This is a genomic window from Dyadobacter ginsengisoli DSM 21015 (assembly GCF_059568735.1).
Genome location: NZ_JCANTY010000006.1, coordinates 565401 through 584286, shown reverse-complemented (window position 1 = coordinate 584286; position 18886 = coordinate 565401). Strand labels below are relative to the sequence as shown.

14 protein-coding genes are annotated in these 18886 nt (G+C 50.7%); 12 read left to right on the top strand and 2 right to left on the bottom strand.

The window, feature by feature from the left end; translation table 11 throughout:
• The first annotated feature begins 12 nt into the window (after positions 1-12).
• Complete coding sequence (locus tag BP71_RS24130) at positions 13-570, top strand: hypothetical protein (RefSeq protein ID WP_496384012.1); 558 nt, start codon at positions 13-15, stop codon at positions 568-570.
• 31 nt (positions 571-601) lie between these two features.
• On the opposite strand, the gene BP71_RS24125 is transcribed toward BP71_RS24130, so the two are convergent.
• Positions 602-1297: an arylesterase gene (locus BP71_RS24125; RefSeq protein ID WP_496384010.1), complete on the bottom strand. Its 696-nt coding sequence runs from the start codon at positions 1295-1297 to the stop codon at positions 602-604.
• Between the two features lie 176 nt (positions 1298-1473).
• On the opposite strand from BP71_RS24125, the gene BP71_RS24120 reads away from it, so the two are divergent.
• The 6 genes from BP71_RS24120 (at position 1474) to BP71_RS24095 (ending at position 11201) form a co-directional block, all read left to right on the top strand.
• Positions 1474-2139: an ABC transporter ATP-binding protein gene (locus BP71_RS24120; protein WP_496384008.1), complete on the top strand. Its 666-nt coding sequence runs from the start codon at positions 1474-1476 to the stop codon at positions 2137-2139.
• A gap of 10 nt (positions 2140-2149) precedes the next feature.
• Entirely contained in the window at positions 2150-4693 is a 2544-nt protein-coding gene (locus tag BP71_RS24115) for an ABC transporter permease (RefSeq protein WP_496384006.1), read from the top strand.
• A 60-nt stretch (positions 4694-4753) separates the two neighbouring features.
• A complete protein-coding gene (locus BP71_RS24110) occupies positions 4754-5194 on the top strand; it encodes a DUF6932 family protein (protein WP_496384004.1) in 441 nt (146 codons plus the stop codon).
• A 382-nt stretch (positions 5195-5576) separates the two neighbouring features.
• On the top strand, positions 5577-8612 hold the full coding sequence (locus tag BP71_RS24105) for a SusC/RagA family TonB-linked outer membrane protein (protein ID WP_496384277.1): 3036 nt from the start codon (positions 5577-5579) through the stop codon (positions 8610-8612).
• A gap of 10 nt (positions 8613-8622) precedes the next feature.
• A complete protein-coding gene (locus tag BP71_RS24100; protein ID WP_496384002.1) occupies positions 8623-10317 on the top strand; it encodes a RagB/SusD family nutrient uptake outer membrane protein in 1695 nt (564 codons plus the stop codon).
• Positions 10318-10589: 272 nt separating this feature from the next.
• A complete protein-coding gene (locus BP71_RS24095; RefSeq protein ID WP_496384000.1) occupies positions 10590-11201 on the top strand; it encodes a hypothetical protein in 612 nt (203 codons plus the stop codon).
• Between the two features lie 103 nt (positions 11202-11304).
• On the opposite strand, the gene BP71_RS24090 is transcribed toward BP71_RS24095, so the two are convergent.
• On the bottom strand, positions 11305-12336 hold the full coding sequence (locus BP71_RS24090; protein ID WP_496383998.1) for a LacI family DNA-binding transcriptional regulator: 1032 nt from the start codon (positions 12334-12336) through the stop codon (positions 11305-11307).
• 126 nt (positions 12337-12462) lie between these two features.
• On the opposite strand from BP71_RS24090, the gene iolB reads away from it, so the two are divergent.
• The 5 genes from iolB to BP71_RS24065 all read left to right on the top strand — a co-directional run bounded on the left by iolB (position 12463) and on the right by BP71_RS24065 (position 18795).
• The gene (gene iolB, locus BP71_RS24085) at positions 12463-13326 is read left to right on the top strand and encodes a 5-deoxy-glucuronate isomerase (RefSeq protein WP_496383996.1); all 864 of its coding nucleotides are present in this window, start codon (positions 12463-12465) and stop codon (positions 13324-13326) included.
• Positions 13327-13434: 108 nt separating this feature from the next.
• Positions 13435-14442, top strand: a complete 1008-nt coding sequence (gene iolC / locus BP71_RS24080) for a 5-dehydro-2-deoxygluconokinase (RefSeq protein ID WP_496383994.1) — start codon at positions 13435-13437, stop codon at positions 14440-14442.
• Between the two features lie 76 nt (positions 14443-14518).
• Positions 14519-15985 (top strand): CoA-acylating methylmalonate-semialdehyde dehydrogenase, encoded by a 1467-nt coding sequence (locus BP71_RS24075; protein ID WP_496383992.1) that lies wholly within the window; start codon positions 14519-14521, stop codon positions 15983-15985.
• A gap of 76 nt (positions 15986-16061) precedes the next feature.
• Positions 16062-17096: an inositol 2-dehydrogenase gene (gene iolG, locus BP71_RS24070; RefSeq protein ID WP_496383990.1), complete on the top strand. Its 1035-nt coding sequence runs from the start codon at positions 16062-16064 to the stop codon at positions 17094-17096.
• A gap of 85 nt (positions 17097-17181) precedes the next feature.
• Entirely contained in the window at positions 17182-18795 is a 1614-nt protein-coding gene (locus BP71_RS24065) for a sodium:solute symporter family transporter (protein ID WP_496383988.1), read from the top strand.
• Positions 18796-18886 lie beyond the last annotated feature (91 nt).

The following is an 18886-nucleotide window of genomic DNA, read 5'->3' as shown; positions in this document are numbered from 1 at the left end:
CAAAAAGTTAACATGGAAACGACAATCGAATATAATTATCCGTCAATGGTCAATGCGACATTTGCTGATCGCGGCGACGCGCAGAAAGCCTATGACGAACTGATTTACCGGGGATACAAACCGGAAGAAATCAATGTCATCACTTCGGATGAAACCCATCGTATTCATCATGCAGAAATCGATCATGAAAAGCCCGCGCATTCCACCATTGAAAACGCAGGTATCGGATCGGTCATTGGAGGCACAGCGGGAGCTATCGCTGGAGCTATTGTGGCAATAGGTACTACGGTACTCATTCCCGGCTTGGGCATTGCCGTGGCCGGCCCTCTCCTTGCAGCGTTAACCGGTGCCGGTGCGGGGGGCCTTACGGGCGGTATTGTAGGTGCACTGCATAATAGCGGCGTACTCCACGAGCATGCCGAGGCATTCGAATCCAGCATCCGGGAAGGCGGGGTCGTTATTTCGTTCACGCCCAAGACCGTCGAAGACCGGATGGAGGTCATTACTGCGTGGAACAAATACGGTGCCCGCCAACTGCACGGGAACGAAACGTACTCCACCGGATCATAAAAAGGACCAGCCGGGCGGCTGGTCCTTTCATTTACAGCAAATCTTTGATCCTGATCCAGACGTTTTCGGCCAGGATCTTGTGCCCCTCGGCGGTCGGATGGATGCCGTCTGCCTGATTGAGCTTCACTTCCCCTCCCACCCCTTCGAGCAGGAATGGAATGAGTGTAACGCCTTCATTCTTTTTGGCGAGATCGGCATAAACCGCCCTGAACTCGGATGCGTATTGCTGACCCATATTCGGCGGGATCTGCATTCCTGCCAAAACACGTTTGGCTTCCGGATACTTCGCATGCACCTTATCAAGCATGTCCTGCAAATTCTTTTTGGTTTCTGAAACTGGAATCCCGCGCAACCCGTCATTTCCTCCCAGTTCGAGCACGAATACATCCAGGGGCTGTTTCAGCAGCCAGTCTATCCGGCTGTTGCCCCCTGAAGTGGTTTCACCGCTCACACCGGCATTAATAACTTTGTAATTCAACCCCAGTGAGTCGATCTTCTTCTGGATCAATCCGGCAAATGCCTGGGAAGGATCGTCCAGTCCATAGCCTGCCGTGAGGCTGTTCCCGAAAAAGACTATCACCTTTTTCCGGATGGCCTGCGTCTTGGCAGCCGCCCCCGAAGAATCGGACTTGCTTTCCTTCCCCTCTTTTTTTTCGCTACCACACGAGAGCATTGCGGCCGCCAACATGAGTATTGAAAACTGAAAAAAACGACGATTAGGCTTCATAGTTAATATCGACAAGGAACAGAATTTGATATGAAAAAAGGTGTACCCGGCCATTCGTTCTCTTTTAAAAACCGTTTAAACTATATTTATGAGAAAGAATTGGCTAAAAGAGCCAAATTAGGTTCTTCACGGCGGTCGGGATCCGGCGCCACGCAAACATAAAATAAAAACGATTGATGAATACCATACTCGATCTGCAGGAAGTCAGTAAAACATATAAAAGCGGCGACCGCACCCTCAAAGTACTCGACAGTATCAGCTTTTCCATTGAAACTGGCTCTACCGTATCGATTGTAGGTCCGTCGGGCAGCGGCAAAACGACCTTGCTTGGCCTGTGCGCCGGCCTCGACCGGTCTACGTCGGGAAGTGTGGAATTGCATGGAACGCGCCTGAACGGTATGAATGAAGACCAGCTTGCTTCCGTCAGGAACCAGTATGTCGGCTTTATCTTTCAGAACTTCCAGCTCCTTCCAACGCTCACCGCATTGGAGAACGTAATGGTACCAATGGAACTGCGCGGAGAAAGGAATGTAAAGTCGAGGGCGCTGGATCTGCTCGACAAGGTAGGCCTCGCCGAACGCAGTCACCACTATCCTACCCAGCTCAGCGGTGGCGAGCAGCAGCGTGTATCCCTGGCGCGTGCGTTTTCCAACCAGCCTCAAATCCTGTTCGCCGATGAACCGACGGGCAATCTCGATGCCGAAACCAGCGAAAAGGTAGTCAAACTGCTCTTTGACCTGAACCGGGAGGCGGGAACCACGCTGGTGGTAGTGACCCACGACCTCGAACTTGCTGCCAAAACGCAGCGCATTATCCGCATCAAAGGCGGCAAAATCGTTTAGCATATTCCCGATGAACCCGAATACATTCAATATTTCCTGGCTGCTGCGAATGGCCTGGCGTGACAGCCGAAAAAACCGCTCGCGACTGATCCTCTTTATTTCGTCGATCATCCTGGGCATCGCTGCATTGGTAGCCATTTACTCGCTGGGCGACAACCTGCGCGACAACATCGATAGTCAGGCAGCCACGTTAATAGGCGCAGATCTCTCCATTTACAGCGGGAAGAAAATCGAAGGCAAGGCACTTGCTCTGGTGGATTCCCTGAGTAAGATACTGTCCGAGGAGCGCAGTTTCGCCTCGATGGTCTATTTCAAAAAGTCCGGTGCAAGCCGCTTGGGGCAGGTCAAAGCATTATCAGGCGATTTCCCCTATTACGGAAAATTGGAAACCATTCCGGTATCCGCTGAAAATACCTTCCGCTCACGACAGGAAGCGCTGGTGGATCAGACACTCATGCTGCAATACCACGCGGCGGTGGGCGATTCGATCCAGATCGGCGAGATGACTTTCGCCATTGCAGGTATTCTGGAAAAAGCGCCCGGATCGACAGGTATCACCAGTTCGGTGGCTCCCACGGTTTACATTCCCATGCGTTTCCTCGATCAGACCGGCCTGATGCAGAAAGGCAGTCGCGTCGGATACCGATACTATTTCAAGTATCCGCCAAAAACCGACATCCAAAAACTGGTGAAGGCGCTCGAACCAAAATTCGAAAAATATGACCTCGACTACAACACCGTCCAGAGCCAGAAGGAAGACACGGGCCGCTCATTCCGAGACCTCACCCGCTTTCTTTCGCTGGTGGGGTTTGTGGCATTGCTGCTGGGCTGCATTGGTGTAGCAAGCGCGATACATATATACATACGCGAGAAAATTAACTCCATTGCCATCCTGCGTTGCCTGGGTGTAAAAGCTTCCCAGGCTTTCACCATCTACCTGATCCAGATTGCCGGTATCGGGCTGATCGGCACGATATTGGGAACCATTCTGGGAACCGCCATCCAGCAGTTCCTGCCCGTGGTGATGAAAGACCTGCTGCCATTCGACCTAACCACCGAAATTTCCTGGCCGGCGATTGGCCAGGGCCTGGCGATAGGCGTGCTCATCTCTGTACTTTTTGCATTACCGCCACTGGTTTCGATCCGGAAAGTATCGCCGCTGAATGTACTGAGGGCGGCTGCCGATGCGGCACATCCCGAGCGCGATGCCGTAAGCTGGGCACTCTACGGGCTGATCATCGTCTTTATTTTCGGATTCTCATTCCTGCAAATGCAAACCTGGGTTCAGGCGCTCATCTTCACGGCAAGCATTCTGGCTTCATTCCTTATCCTGTTCGGCATTGCAAGCTTGCTGATGTGGCTGGTCAGGCGCTTCTTCCCGACTTCGTGGAGTTATCTCTGGAGACAAGGTCTGGCGAATTTGTACCGGCCGAACAACCAGACCACTATTCTGATCGTATCCGTCGGGCTGGGCACCTCGCTGATTTGTACCCTGTTTTTTATCCAGACGATCCTATTGACGCGCGTCAAACTTTCCAGCAGCGGTAACCAGCCCAATATGGTGCTTTTCGACATTCAGAACCATCAGAAAGACGGCGTGCTGGCCATTGCCCGGGCGCAGAAAGTGCCGGTAACCCAAAGCGTACCCATTGTGAACATGCGCCTCGATGAAGTGAATGGTAAAACAGCTGCTGATTTCGAAGGTGATACCACTGCCGAGCAGTCGCGCCGGATCTTCGGCCGGGAATACCGGGTAACATTTCGCGACTCCACCACCTCATCCGAGAAAGTCACGAAAGGCAAATGGCAGGGCACTTACCATAAATCGGACCCGTTGATCCCCATTTCTGTCGAACAAGGCTTTGCCGACAGAAGCCATCTGGAACTCGGCGACACCATGGTTTTCAATGTGCAGGGTACGCTGATGCCTACAACCATTTCGAGTATCCGGGAAGTGAACTGGAGCGAAGTCCGCACGAACTTCCTGGTCGTATTCCCGACGGGTGTTCTCGAAGATGCCCCTCAGTTCCACGCCATGCTTCTCCATGTGCCTAACGCGGGGGTGTCGGCACAGTTCCAGCAGGCGCTGGTGACGCAGTTTCCCAACATATCCGTCATCGATCTGGCCCTGATCCTTCGCGTTCTGGACGATATTTTCAACAAGATTGGATTTGTAATCCGCTTTATGGCAGGTTTCAGCATTCTGACAGGACTTGTCGTACTGATCGCTTCTGTGATGATCAGCAAATACCAGCGTATCCAGGAAAGCGTCCTGCTCAGGACACTCGGGGCAAGCCGGAAACAGATCTTTGTCATTACCGCTCTGGAATATTTCTTCCTGGGTTCACTGGCAGCATTCACCGGTATCCTCATTGCCCTGATAGGGAGTTTCTGCCTTGCCAGGTTCAATTTTGAATCGGAATTCAGGCCGGAAATTGTCCCGGTGATCATCATTTTCGTCTTTGTATCCTTCATGACCGTCCTTATCGGCCTGATCAACAGCCGCGGCATCCTATCGCGACCGCCCCTGGAAGTGCTGCGACAGGATGTTTGAGTACTGTTGTTTTTTTATTTTAAGTTCAGAATAAAAACTGAACACACTTGAAATTCGATAATGGGGGAATCTGACTCCTTACCCATTATTCATACTGACTGGTCTTCCTTTAACGAAGAACTTATAGAAGCATTTCCTGATTCCATAACCCGCCCGGCGATATTCCGTAACTTTTCGCTATACATCCACAGGCTTGCTTCCTTGATCGGAACCGAGTTTTATCAATGGATTGACGGAAGCTGTGTCACTCAGAATCTAAATCCGAGGGACATGGACTTTGTAACATTTGTGGGCGCGAATATCTTCTCCAAAATGAGCTTGCTATCGCATTCTTGCAAGATTACAGTCTCAACAAACGCCTGGGCCTGGATGGATATCGAACAATATGAGCAGCTTCTATTCAGCCGATTGAAAAGGCGGCTTAAACATCTTCACTGCCAATTCCCACGATGGAGTCGTCCCATCTCAATTTACCAATTCCTTAAAGACCAATCTTACTGATATCCCTTCTGATCGCCCCATTTTTGGAGCGAAAATGTGGCTTTAATGCAACTTTCCGCTCCATTATCAGACTTTTGGGTGAATAAAATTTACTATTCCTGCGCCGTCCCTTTCCGTATTGATTTCATCCAATTTATTCTTTATATTTTTTCAAACGTTTGCATAAAATTTCAAACGTTTGCATTAGCTATAAAGTAATTTCTATTAATTATCTTAAAAATACAATCTGTAATCTTGTAACCAAGGACCTTTTTTCATTTCTCCCTATGGCTAAAATGTATGCACGTTCCCTATTTCCAATCACAGTAAAATCCAATAATCCACGACTATGAGAAACACTTCGACTCTATCAGTCAGGACCGGGATAATCCGACACTGTCTTCTGCAGGTAACGGCCGTTTGCGGCCTCCATGCGATGGCGGCAGCTGAAATACCGGTTCCCGAAGGCCAGCCCCAAAAACATGTTGAAAGAAACATGAATACTTTGAAAGAGATTACACTTACCGGTAAAGTGATCACCGAGGGGTCCTCGGAAGGCCTGCCCGGTGTTACGGTTGTGATCTCGGAAGCAAACGGCAGCAACAAGCAAGGTGCAACCACCAACGAATCGGGGGGTTTCACTTTCGCCAACCTGCAAACCGGTACGCGATACAATCTGGAATTCAGCTACATAGGATTCGAAAAGCAGAGCCTCGCAGATTTCCTGCTGACCGAAACAAACAACAACTCAATCGAAATCAAGCTAAAAGAATCGGCCTCCAATCTGAGCGAGGTCGTGGTGGTCGGCTACGGCAGCAGTGCCAAAAAAGATATTACCGGTTCTGTCAAGTCACTGAAAAGTGCCGAATTCAACTCGGGTATCATCAACTCTCCGGAGCAGCTGCTTCAGGGTAAGGTATCCGGGGTCAACGTAACGTCCGCTACGGGTGAACCCGGAGGCAAAACAAACATCACCGTACGCGGTCCGGGTGGTGTTCGCACGGGTAGTACCCCGCTGTTCGTTGTCGACGGAATGGCCCTCGACAACAGTGGCACCGGCGGTGATGCCAATCCGCTCAACTTTCTGAACCCGCAGGACATAGAGGCCATCGACGTCCTGAAAGATGCCTCAGCAACAGCCATTTACGGAGCAAGAGGTGCCAACGGGGTCATTCTGATCACCACTAAAAAGGGGAAATCAGGCCAGGCCAACGTCACCTATTCCGGAAGTGTGGGTATTTCAAAGATGGCTCGTCCGCTAGATGTACTTTCCGGACCGGAATTTCTCTCCGAGGCTGCCAAACTCGGTGCCACTGTGATCGACGGCAAGGCCGATACCGACTGGCAGAAGGAAATTTCCCGCACCGCCATGACGTACAACAACAATTTGTCTATCGGCGGAGGCAGTGATAAAATGACTTACTATGCATCTTTTGGTGCACAAAAACAGGAAGGTATCCTGAAAGGGAGTCAGCAGAACCGCTACACCGGACGTGTCAATTTGTCGCAAAAGTTGTTGAACGACCGTGTTACGCTTGATGTAAACCTGAACGCCACCAATACCAAAAACAATCGTCCGAATATTAACGGGATGATCGGTGGCGCCATCACGGCGAACCCGACTTATGCGCCTTATGACGCAGATGGACAGCCCTTTCAGTACCAGGACGGCACCAACCCGCTGATTTCACTCAAACTTTACAAGGAGGTGCTGAGTACCAATCGCGTACTGGCCAGCATTTCGCCCTCGGTAACGATCATTAAAGGCCTGGTTTACAAGCTGAACTTCGGTATCGACAATTCAACGTCGACACAGGATAAGCAAACATTACCCAATACGATTCCTTTTGAAATAGGCCGGTTGGAAAACTACGGTTTAAAAAACACCAACAAACTGATCGAAAACTACCTGACCTACACGCTGAATACGAAGAGCCACAGTTTCGGCGCTTTGTTAGGACATTCTTACCAGCATATTTTCGTACAGGGTAAGAATTTCAGTATCAATAAGTTCCCGATCTCCGACATCGAGCCGATCTATAACCCCGGACTCGGGCAGGATCTCACATTGGTATTAAACCAGCCCGGTGGTTTTGCGACGATCAATGAGCTGCAATCGTTCTTTGGGCGGGTTAACTACGGTTTCAAAGATAAGTACCTGGTAACAGCTACTTTGCGGGTCGATGGTTCTTCCAAATTCGGAGCAAACAACAAATATGGTTCATTCCCATCATTCTCGCTGGGGTGGCGGATTTCCGAGGAGGCGTTCATGAAATCATCGCCTTTCTCGGACCTGAAACTGCGCGCAGGATGGGGATCGACGGGTAACCAGGAAATCCCTTCCAAAATCACACAGGCGCGGTTTACATCGGTGGTGTCAGGGACAGCAAGCTACCCGCTCGACGGCGGTACTACTTATCCGGGTGGCACTACCTACACGCGTCTGGCTAATCCGGACATTCAATGGGAAGTATCCAAACAGACGGACTTGGGGCTTGATTTCGGGTTATTCAAAGGCGCATTGAGCGGTGAGATCGATTATTTCAGAAAAACATCGGAAAAAATTCTGCTCGAAGTGATCCCGGCAGACCCCGTTCAGCCCGCGGGAACTTTCTGGACGAACGTGCCCGACATGCGCATTATCAACCAGGGACTTGAACTGGATCTAAACTACCGCAATGCGCTCGACAATGGTTTGAGATATTCGGTAGGCGGAAACATTACTTTTATCAAGAACCGCGTGGAAAATTCTCCTTACACGGTGATTCCTTCCGGTTCCGCCCAGGGTTCAGGTCTGACATCCGCTACAATCAACGGTTATATCAACGACGAAGCGATCGGTACATTCTATCTGAAAGATTTCATCGGCTTTGACGAGAATGGCATCAGCAAGTTCCGCGATGTAGACGGCAACGGCATTGTCAACGACGCCGACCGCGTAGTGGCCGGAACGGCGTTGCCGACCCGCATGTACAACTTCAACGGAAACATCAGCTTCAAAGGGTTTGAACTGACCGCGAACTTTAATGGCGTGGCCGGAAACAAAGTCTACGACAATACGGCCAACTCCAATTTTTACAAGCTGAAACTGTCGAAAGGCGTCAACGTAACGCGGGAAGCCCTTTCCGAACCCTCGGAATCGATCAACAATGCGGCGCTCGTTTCGACGCGTTATCTCAAGAACGGCTCGTTCCTAAGGTTGAACAACCTCGTGTTGGGTTACAATCTGAATACTGCCAAGCTGGGTATCGGTAAATGGGTTCAAACCGCCCGCATTTCGGTAACCGGCCAGAACCTGGCATTATGGACCAAATACAACGGCTACGACCCCGAAGTAAACAACGACCGTTCGATCGCCGGGATTACCTCTTATGGTATCGATTACCTGAGTTATCCCAAACCGAAAACCGTCATTTTCTCGATCAATCTTGGCTTTTAATTATTGACCCATGAAGAAGAAATTATCACTCATATTCACGGTCGCCGGCCTGCTGATATTCAGCAATGCCTGCACCGACCTGAAAGAAGAAGTGCTGGACGAAACACTCAGCGCAAATCTTTCGGAAGAAGAAACCGTCAATGGCTTGCTGGCACCCACTTATGCGTTGCTCCCCAACCTGTTTCAACATACTACCTATTTTGCATTGCAGGAGATCTCCACTGATGAAGCGATCCTGCCCTACCGCGGCGGTACCGACTGGGGTGACAACGGCATTTACCTGGCATTGCACGGGCATAATACGACCAGCACCGATCCGAACGTAAACAACACCTGGAACCAGCTGGTACAGTCCATTTCGAGATGTATCACGGCCATATCAGGCCTGAAAACAGCAAAATCACCCAATGCGGCGCTTTACGCGGCAGAAGCGCGTGGGATGCGTGCATACTACAATATGGTTATGCTGGATCTTTTCGGGATCGTGTTTGTGAAAGAAGACCCCGGAACAACGTCCACGATCATCCGCGGCGACGAAGCTGTGAAATACATTGAAAGCGAGTTATTAGCTGTTGAGCCCGTTGTACAACCGAAGGCGGCAGTGGGCCCGGGCCGTCTCAATCAGGCAGCCGTTTGGAGCTTGCTGTCACGCCTTTACCTCAACGCGGCGGTGTATCGCAACATTTACGGAGCGACTTTCGATTTCAAACCGGAGGATATGGACAAAGTGATCCAGTATACCGACAAGGTGATCAACTCAGGCCAGGCCAAATTGTCGCCCGACTATTTCGCGATTTTTGGAAACGCCAACCACACCAACGAGGAGCTTATCTTTGCGGTCGACCAGCGCGCCGAACTGAATGGACATAACCGGATGGCTTACTTCTCGATCTCGGGGGACCAATTTCCGCTTGCGGAATTCCCCGGGGCAAACGGAACCGACGGACCCGGCATCACTTCGGATTTCTATCAGACCTGGGTGCAGGCCTACGGCGCGGTGGATCCCTCGCGTGACCCACGCTTCTACCAGCAAAATATGTCGATCTACACCAATGCGGCTGATACTTGTGTAAACGATTCCGATTATAAAATCAACCGTGGTATCCTCCGGGGCCAGCAGTACGGTGCTTTGCGCGTTAATGGCGCATTCCTGAGATGTCCGGATGGCAAGCTGAAAGTGGGGAAACTCACCTACGTCACGCGTAACCGTGCCGACCTTCCGGTGAGTTTCAGCGAAATGATCGATTTTACGACGGCAGGCAGCAACTATAACACCGGCTACCGGGTAGAGAAATATGAATTCAGCAACAAGTCGAACACAGGTCGTAACCGTGGCGAGGCGGATATCGTGATCGTACGTCTGGCCGACGTATACATGATGCGTGCAGAAGCAAAGTTACGCAAGAGCAACGATGCAGCGGGAGCACTCGCCGATGTGAACCTCGTGCGTGCCTCGCGTACCAAAACGCTTGCTCCGCCCGCATTGACCACCATGAATTTGGATCTGCTGTTCCGTGAACGCGGGTTCGAGTTTTATTGGGAAATGTTGCGCCGGCCTGACATGATCCGCTTCGGCAAATATGAAGGCAAATGGACTGAAAAATCCAACAGCGATGTGAAGAAACGGATATTCCCGATCCCGCAGACCGCTATTGACGGAGCTTCCAACTTACCCGGTTATTTGAAACAGAATGACGGGTACTAATCAGGTATGTTAAAAATAAACGGGTGGGCCGGGGTAACTCCTGGCCCGCCCGTTTATCTTTAATATATATCATTTTCTTTTATATTTGCTGTTATTGTAGCTTTGAATAAAGGAATAAATCTGAATCGAAGGCAGACTTGAATGCTGCCGGCGGAGATTTATTAGAATTGCCCTCTGTATCAATCAGAACAGGCCATAAACATGCATTCTTAACTAACAACTACATTTAAATGGCTTATTGGGATCGCTTCATTGCAACAACAATTAGATCGGTGACCCCTCTGCTGTTAGGGTTGGCCAGTATCACCGCTCCGGCGCAAAAATCAGAGCAAGCGAAAACAGCATCCAAGATTGGCGTTTTCCCATTGTCTGCATTTGAGTCGCCACCACCGCTCAGAGCGCCTGCGCCTGATACGGCCAATATAAAACCCGAAAATTTCAAATTTCCGATTATCAACCGGGAAGATATCAGGGATAGGCTTGAAAAAGGAGTACTGCTGCCAAAGGTCGACTGCAAGACCTACTGGGGGTTATTTATATTCCGTGTAAACGGTAGCGGAAAAGTGGACAGTACCTGGTATCGTGGGAATCTGCCCTCTAACGCGACCACTCAGATCCTGGCGAATATTTGCGGAACGGAAGGCGTCTGGCTGATCAAACCAGGCACAAAATCCACGGAGAGAGCCTGGTTCGTATATCCCTATTTTGACACGCGGTCAGTGGTTGAAAAGCAGCTCCAATGCTCGGACACGGAAAGAGAGATGCAAAGAGCGGTATCTGCATTGGCTAATCTTTTTTTCGTAACCTATTATCAGGTACATCGTGATTACAACAGGGCAACCATCATTATGCCCAGTGTCATCGATGGGTCGCACCGACTCTAACGACCGGGATCATGCAGAGCACCTCGAAAGTACTTACGAAATGTCTGATACTAACAGCACGGGCATTTATGATCTTGGAACTTACCCATTATGTCCGCAAAGGCTATATTCGCAGCGACGACTCGCGGATGATCAGCTCCGATGGCAGCACAATGCCTTCATGGGTAAAGTCACCTGATCCGTTCAGCTCGTTCAGAAACAATCTGGAAGCTTCCATTCCTATTTTACGGCCCGGCCGGTGTACAGTAGTAAGCGAGGGGAATGTATAAGCCGAAATCGGTGAGTTATCGAAGCCTACCAAACCGATATCCTGCGGTATCCGGAGGCCCTTGTCCTTGGCAACCCGCATCGCGCCAATCGCCACCTGATCGTTCACCCCAAAAATCGCATCGGGAGGTGTGCCCAGTTCCAGCAGCCGTTTGGTAGGCAGAATAGCACTTTCGACATTAAAGTTGGTATTCAGGATCAGCTCGTCGCGGACGGGCATGTTGTATTTTTTCAAACAATCAATATAACCTTTGAACCGCTGTTCGGACACTGTGAGGCCATTAGGGCCTTTGAGGTGCGCGATCTGTTTGTACCCGATACTGATCAAATGCTCTACGGCCGCAAATGCGCCGTGATAATCGTCCACAGTGGCCCGGCTTGTTTCGAAATCCTCGTACTCGCGATCGATAAAGATCAGTGGTGTTTTTCGCTGGATCACATTCTCCAGATGCTCATAGTAACCGGCGTCATACGTCTCCTGGGATACGGAAAGGAATATGCCTTCGGTACGGTTGGACAGCAGTTTGGAAAGTGATTCCTTTTCGAGCAGGTAACTCTCGTTGGTTACGCAGATATTGAGCGTATAACCCATCGGCTGCAACACCGTATGCAGCCCTTCGATCACCGCAGTTTCGTAGTAATTGCTGATGGTAGGTACCACTACACCGAGCGAAGCGGTTCTTTTGTTAAGTAGGCTCAGGGATACTTCGTTACGCTGATAACCCACCTGTCGAGCATATTCCTGGATGTTTTTCCGGGTATCTTCATTAATGGCCGGATGGTCGTTCAGGGCGCGGGAAACGGTGGATGGCGAGCAGCGAAACCGGCGTGCAATGTCTTTGATCGTAACAGGACGTGAGGAATTCATATATTGATTTATGGCAATTAAATCTTTGAAATTTTTTCAAACGTTTGCATTCAATATTAACATATTTACATTTTGTGTTTAATTTATACAACACTATCATTGTACAAATGTAATGGAATTCGTACAATGAGTAACCTGCTGATCAAGCCGCAAACCGGAACCAAGACCTATCACTCACTCACCAGCCAGCAAGCCGGATGGACCTATCTGAACTTCGAAGCTAAGTTACTGGATGAGGGTGAACAAATTTCCGGCAATACCGGGGATTATGAATATTGTTTCGCTCTGCTAGGCGGTAATTTCAAGGTAGAGGCGGCCGGGCAGGTATGGGAAACACGCAATGGCCGGAAGGATGTTTTCAGCGGCATCGGTCACGCAATGTACCTCTCACGCAACACTGCATTCACACTCACCGCTCAGTCTCCCGCCACCGACATTGCGATCTGCAAGGTACTTTCCGACGAAGATCACCCGCCAAGAATGAAACGTCCCGAAGAAGCGGCGATTGAATTCAGAGGTGGCGATAATGCCAACCGGCAGATCAACAGCCTGCTGGAACCCGGCTTTGATTGCCATAAGATTGTGTGCGTGGAAGTGTATACACCATCCGGTAACTGGAGCTCTTTCCCCGCACACAAGCACGACGAGCGTAAAGTAGATGCCGCAGGAAACCTGATCGAAGCCAATCTCGAGGAAATTTACTTCTACAAGATCGACAAACCACAGGGGTACGCGATCCAGCAGGTGTATACCGAAGACCGGTCGCTCGACGAGATTGTCCGCGTGAAGAACAACGAAGCAGTGCTGGTACCCAGGGGTTATCATCCGGTGGTGGCAGGACACGGATACAATGTGTATTATCTCAATTTTCTGGCAGGAAGCGACCAGTCGCTTGCCAATACCTCCGACCCGGACCACGACTGGATTTACGGAAGCTGGAAGGGATCTGATCCAAGACTGCCGATCGTGACGGCTGAAATGAATGGATGAGTCGGCTGCCGGCAATGAGCTTTCGGCTTTAATGTTCCTGATTAGTAGTTTTTAAATTAAACAATTTGCTGATCGCCGATGGCCGACAGCCGAAGTTCCCCCAACACTATGCGCAAATACGATTTACTGACCCTCGGCCGCTCCTCCATTGACCTGTACTCGGCCAACGTCGGTAGCCCATTTGAAAAAATAGAAGCTTTCAATGCGTTCGTCGGCGGTTGCCCGCTGAATATCGCTACCGGTGCCAGAAGGCTGGGCCTGGATACGGCGATTCTGACTGGCATCGGGAACGATCAGGTGGGGAATTTCATCAAGCACTTCCTGGACCAGGAAGGTATTGTTACTGAATGGGTTCCCACGATCGAAGGCACCAGAAGTTCCGCCGTCGTACTAGGCATTGAACCACCCGACCGCTTTCCGCTCGTGTACTACCGCGAGAATTGCGCCGATATCAACCTGAATATCGATCACGTCTCGGCCATTCCATTTCAGGACTTCAAAGCAGCTGCATTCTCAGGAACCGCATTTAGCAAGGACCCAAGCCGCACCGCGATGTTTTTCGCATTGGAAATGGCTAAAAAGAATGGCGTTACGCGCTTGCTAGACATCGACTTCCGGGCCGATCAATGGTTCGATCCGCGGGCTTTCGGTGTCACGATCCGGGCAGCATTGAGCAGCTTCAACATCGTGGTAGGTACCGAGGAAGAGATACTCGCGACTTTTCTCACCGACAAAGAGCAGCTGCTGATCAAACACCAGCAGATTTCAGCACCTGAAATACGGGGTAATATTGAGAACGCGATCGGAGAAATCCTGGCTTCCGGCGTAGAAACATTGGTTGTGAAGCGTGGCAAAGACGGTGCGTCTATTTTCCAGCCAGGCAAAGCAGAAGTGAAAGTACCGGGCTTCCCCGTAGAGGTATTGAATGTCTTGGGCGCCGGGGACGCATTCTGCGCCGGGTTCTCATTCGGACTTTTACGTGGCAAAGACCTCTATGAAAGCGTCAGGATGGGGAATGCATGCGGGGCGATCATTGTCACGCGGGAAGGCTGCGCGAATTTCATGCCTACCCATGAAGAAGTAATGCAGTTTGTCGAAGGATATGGCGGGTTATAACCCCCAATAAATAACAATTTACATTGCGTGCCTGCCCGTCTTCGTGATCCGGCAAGTAAGCCCCAATCAATTTCCAATGGAAAAGTTAAAGAATTACATCAACGGCCAGTGGGTCGAGAGCCACTCCGATCACTATGTCAATGTCCTGAACCCCGCCAATCAGGACGTGCTTGCACAAGTCCCTTATGGTACTGCGCAAGATGTGGCTGATGCTGTGGCAGCTGCCCATGAGGGCTTTCAGGAATGGAGAAGCACTCCGGTTTCCAAACGGGTCCAATATCTTTTTAAACTTAAGACATTACTCGAAGACAACCTCGATGACATAGCCCGCACCATTACGCTCGAATCCGGCAAGACGTTCATTGAGGGGAAGGCGGAAATGGTACGCGCCATCGAAAACGTGGAAAATGCATGCGGAATGCCCACATTAATCCAGGGACAATTCTCGGAGGATATTGCAAAAGGCATCGACGAATACATGATCCGGCAACCGCTTGGCGTGTGCGCCTGCATTGCGCCTTTCAACTTTCCGGGAATGATCACCTTCTGGTTCCTCCCCTATGCGCTGGCGTGCGGGAACAGCTACATCATCAAGCCTTCTGAAAAAGTACCCTTAACGATGACCAAGATCGTGGCTTTAATGGACCAGCTGGATCTGCCGAAAGGTGTCCTAGGACTCGTTCAGGGTGCGCGCGAGGTCGTCGATGCATTGCTCGAACACCCCGTGATCAAAGGCGTCAGCTTCGTGGGCTCATCGAATGTCGCACGTTACGTATATGCCAAAGGTTCAGCAAACGGCAAGCGGGTGCAGGCACAGGGCGGCGCCAAAAATCCGGTCATCATTTTGCCGGATGCGGACATTGACATGACTTCACAGATCGTCATCGACAGCGTGTACGGATGTGCCGGACAGCGCTGCCTGGCAGCTTCCACGATCATCACCGTGGGCGAACACAAGGACATTACGGAAAGCCTCGTCGAGTCGGCTAAAAGCCGCAAAACCGGCTTCGGGCTCGACTCCGACGTACTCATGGGGCCTGTGATCACGGCAGAAAGTAAAAACCGTGTTCACGGACTGATAGACAAAGGATTGAACGAAGGCGGACGTTTGCTGGTCGATGGCCGCAATGCGGCTGTCAGCGGCTATGAAAACGGAAATTTCATTGCGCCTACGATCATCGAGGATATTCCGCTGGACGGCGAGCTGGCAGCTACCGAAATCTTCGGTCCGGTGCTCAGTCTTGTCCACATCAACACCATCGACGAAGCCATCCGCTTTATCAATGCGGGCAAATACGGAAACATGGCTTGCATTTTCACAAGCAGCGGCCTCAACGCGAGAAGGTTCCGTCATGAGGCAGAAGCGGGTAACATCGGCATTAACATCGGTGTGGCCGCACCGGTTGCACAGTTCCCATTCTCCGGTTGGAAAGACAGCTTCTACGGCGACCTCCATGGGCAGGGCAGCCACGCTGTCGAGTTTTTCACCCAGACCAAAGTCGTCATCGAGCGATGGCTGAAAGAATGGAACAGAAAGTTCTAGAAACCGAAGCATAACAACCCTAACATTAATCATTCACCATTAACCCCCGGGTCTAAACCGGGGGCAACTCCGCGAGATGACAAAAAAACTTAAAACCGGTGTGATCGGCCTGGGCCGGATAGGCCAGATCCACCTCAGCAACCTTGTGCTCCACATGCCCGACGCGGAGGTGATCATCGCTTCCGATCTCTCCCCCGCTGCGCATGCATTTGCCTATGACCTGGGTGTGCAACAGGTAACCACCGACGCTTACGAAGTGATCAATCACCCGGACGTCGAAGCCGTTATCATTTGCTCTCCAACACCCTTTCACGTGCCCTATACGGTCGCTGCTGCGGAAAAAGGCAAGCATATCTTCTGCGAAAAACCGCTGGATGTGACTTTGGAGGCTATCCTGGCAGCCGAAAAGGCCGTTGCGGAAAACAATGTCAAGCTCATGCTCGGTTTCAACCGCCGTTTCGATGCCAACTTCAACAATGTGAGGCACCTGGTGGCGAACGATAAAATCGGTGAGCCTCATATCCTGCGCATTACGAGCCGTGACCCGGCACCGCCACCGGTAGAATATCTGAAAGTGTCTGGTGGCATTTTTCTTGATATGTCCATCCACGACTTTGATATGGCCCGTTACATCGTCGGCAGTGAAGTAAAAGAAGTGTTTGTAAAAGGCGATGCGCTGATCCATCCTGAAATCAAGGAATTCGGGGATATCGACACGGCGGTGATCGTACTGACTTTTGAAAACGGGGCCATCGGGGTGATCGACAACAGCCGTAAGGCCGTTTACGGGTACGATCAGCGCCTGGAAATTTTCGGATCCAAGGGAATGGCCAAGGCTGAGAACAATACGACCGACACGCTGATCCATTTCGACAGCAATGGCGGGCACAGCTCCCTACCGCTGCATTTCTTCCTGGAACGCTACGAAACCGCTTACCGGGTTTGTCTCAAAACATTCATTGATTGTGTACTGAAAGACACTCCTTCCCCAGTCGACGCGCATGACGGCCTGATGGCTACCGCTATCGGGATCGCGGCAATGAAGTCGCTGACCGAAGGCCGCAGTGTAAGGCTCGACGAAGTGTTGCAATATGCAACCGCTCCAGTGTGAGAGGTTACTGTTCAAAAATTCATAAGTTTGAGTCCATTAAACCAAACCTGGATCCCGATTTAATCAACTAACCCTTTCAACAAGCATGTCCACTACCGGTCTGCAATCGCTGGATTATATAGTATTCTTCATCTATCTGATAGGCGTATCCGCTTATGGTTATTGGATTTACAAAAAGAAAAGTTCTAAAGAGGTTAGTTCCACCGACTACTTTCTCGCCGAAGGCTCCCTCACATTCTGGGCTATCGGCGCATCGATTATTGCTTCCAACATTTCAGCAGAGCATTTCATCGGGATGTCGGGGTCGGGTTTCGCGATAGGCCTGGCCATTTCGTCCTACGAATGGATGGCCGCCGCCTCGCTGATCGTCGTTGCATTGTTTATCCTACCGGTTTATCTCAAAAACAAAATATACACGATGCCGCAATTCCTCCGGGAACGCTACAACCCTACCGTAGCGACGATCATGGCGGTTTTCTGGCTTTTGCTATATGTTTTTGTAAACCTTACTTCCATCCTGTACCTCGGTGCACTGGCGCTGGAAGTCACTGCCGGACTGGACTTCCAATACGGCATCATCGGGCTGGGTATTTTCGCTGTGGTCATCACCATCGGCGGCATGAAAGTAATCGGCTATACGGATGTGGTGCAGGTGATCGTACTGGTACTCGGTGGCCTGGCAACTACCTATCTTGCCCTGGACCTGGTTTCGCAACATTTCAACAAACCCGGGATTTTCAACGCACTTTCGGTATTGCGCGAACAGGCTGATTCGCATTTCCATATGATCCTTCCAAAGGAAAACCCCTTTTACAAGGATCTTCCCGGACTATCGGTCATCATAGGAGCGATGTGGATCAACAACCTGGCCTATTTTGGTTGCAACCAGTATATTATCCAGCGCAGCCTCGGGGCTAGTCTGCCTACTGCAAGGAAAGGCATTCTTTTCGCCGCACTGCTCAAACTGCTCATTCCGATCATCGTGGTAATTCCGGGAATTGCGGCTTTTGTGTTGTATCAAAATGGCATGTTTCAGCAAGAAATGCTCGATACACACGGCGCTGTTAAGCCCGACCACGCATATCCAGTGCTGCTGAACCTGTTACCTGCCGGTCTGAAAGGAATGGCATTTGCCGCACTGACTGCCGCCATCGTGGCATCCCTAGCTGGTAAAGCCAACAGCATTTCGACGATTTTTACCCTCGACATTTACAAACAGTACATTGCACCGCATTCGAGCGAGCGGCAACTCGTACGGGTAGGACGTTACACGATCTATGTCGCGATGGGAATTGGCGTCATTGTCGCGCCCCAGTTGAGAGTGCTCGATCAGGCTTACCAGTTCATCCAGGAGTACAGCAGCTTCATTACCCCCGGTGTGTTTGCGATCTTTATCCTGGGTATGTTCTGGAAACGGACTACTTCGGCTGCCGCATTGACAGCTGCATTGCTGACGATTCCTTTGTCGACAGCCGGAAAATTCCTGGCACCGGAGGTCCCGTTCCTGGATCGGATGGGAATCATTTTCCTGGTCCTTTGCGCGGTGATTGTTGTCATCACCCTCGCAGATCCGAAAAGCAAAACCAACCCCAAAGGTCTGGATATCGAAGCATCGATGTTCCGTCCGGGCAAGAGTTTTGTCATCGGCTCGATCATGATCTGCGGCGTGCTGGCAGCTTTGTATACCGTGTTCTGGTAGGTGGCTTGTGTTGAAATATTTCGGCTTGACCTAATTTACCCGGCCTGAGAATGTGTGCCGGCTTTCAATTAAATCAAACTCTTACAAACGG

What these genes read in the sequence shown, in the direction of transcription:
- BP71_RS24100 (WP_496384002.1), top strand. Translation starts at nt 8,623, where the DNA reads ATGAAGAAGAAATTATCACTCATATTCACGGTCGCCGGCCTGCTGATA.
- BP71_RS24090 (WP_496383998.1), bottom strand. Translation starts at nt 12,336, where the DNA reads ATGAATTCCTCACGTCCTGTTACGATCAAAGACATTGCACGCCGGTTT.
- BP71_RS24115 (WP_496384006.1), top strand. Translation starts at nt 2,150, where the DNA reads ATGAACCCGAATACATTCAATATTTCCTGGCTGCTGCGAATGGCCTGG.
- BP71_RS24120 (WP_496384008.1), top strand. Translation starts at nt 1,474, where the DNA reads ATGAATACCATACTCGATCTGCAGGAAGTCAGTAAAACATATAAAAGC.
- BP71_RS24125 (WP_496384010.1), bottom strand. Translation starts at nt 1,297, where the DNA reads ATGAAGCCTAATCGTCGTTTTTTTCAGTTTTCAATACTCATGTTGGCG.
- BP71_RS24130 (WP_496384012.1), top strand. Translation starts at nt 13, where the DNA reads ATGGAAACGACAATCGAATATAATTATCCGTCAATGGTCAATGCGACA.
- iolB (WP_496383996.1), top strand. Translation starts at nt 12,463, where the DNA reads ATGAGTAACCTGCTGATCAAGCCGCAAACCGGAACCAAGACCTATCAC.
- BP71_RS24110 (WP_496384004.1), top strand. Translation starts at nt 4,754, where the DNA reads ATGGGGGAATCTGACTCCTTACCCATTATTCATACTGACTGGTCTTCC.
- BP71_RS24075 (WP_496383992.1), top strand. Translation starts at nt 14,519, where the DNA reads ATGGAAAAGTTAAAGAATTACATCAACGGCCAGTGGGTCGAGAGCCAC.
- iolC (WP_496383994.1), top strand. Translation starts at nt 13,435, where the DNA reads ATGCGCAAATACGATTTACTGACCCTCGGCCGCTCCTCCATTGACCTG.
- BP71_RS24065 (WP_496383988.1), top strand. Translation starts at nt 17,182, where the DNA reads ATGTCCACTACCGGTCTGCAATCGCTGGATTATATAGTATTCTTCATC.
- iolG (WP_496383990.1), top strand. Translation starts at nt 16,062, where the DNA reads ATGACAAAAAAACTTAAAACCGGTGTGATCGGCCTGGGCCGGATAGGC.